The organism is Comamonas terrae, assembly GCF_001544075.1.
GTDB lineage: Bacteria > Pseudomonadota > Gammaproteobacteria > Burkholderiales > Burkholderiaceae_C > Comamonas > Comamonas terrae.
The window spans coordinates 1-747 of the sequence record NZ_BCNT01000038.1 but is presented as its reverse complement, the minus strand read 5'-3'; the positions used below and the strand labels follow the sequence as shown (position 1 = coordinate 747).

Sequence of the window (747 nt, the reverse complement as noted above, 5' to 3'; positions counted from 1 at the left end):
CAACGCCCAGGGGCGCCTGGCCGTCTCGGCGGGGCAGGGCGGCCTGCAGCCCTTTACCGTCGAAGTGGAGTGGAGCACCCTCACGGATCTGGCCGTCCTAGGCACCTATACGCGCGCCCAGCTGCAGGAGATGGGTATCAAACCCGTCGACCCCACGCAAACCGCGCGTGACAACGGCGCGGGCAAGCTGATGCTGGGCACTTTGCAGGTCGGCACCGTCGACTACGCGGCCGGCACGCTGGACTTCAATCCCGACGTCACGATCAAGGTGCCCAAGCCGCACTACAGCGCCTACGTGGCCTCGGGCAGCAACACGTTCCTGGGCGACTCGCGCCTGTGGCGGCTCAATTACGAGCGTATCGAGTATGTCGATGCCCCGTCGCTCTATCCCAACGACGAAAGCGGCTACGTCAAGATCCGGTTTCGCACCACCGGCAGCGCAACGCGCCGCACGCTGCAGGTGCCGTTCGCGCCCGAGTTCGACCTGGTGCCCGGCGTACAGGCGCCCGTGGTGCCAGGCTCTGTGCTGCTGATGCCGGCCAGCGGGCAGCCCTGGAGCGACAGCGCCGGCGTGCTGCGCGTGCTGACCGCCGGCGGCTTTGTGACGCGCGGCACCATCAACTACGCCACGGGGCGCATCGCGCTCACCTCGTGGACGCCCGGCAACGCCAACACGCTCGCCCGCGTGGGCTGCATCACCACGCTGGGCGACGCCGTTTCCAGCGCCTATGTGTTCCGCACGGCCGC

The 747-nt window shown here is 68.7% G+C and carries 1 pseudogene; it reads left to right on the top strand.

The window, feature by feature from the left end:
• Positions 1-747, top strand: a pseudogene (locus Cte04_RS21815) (hypothetical protein); the annotation flags it as partial.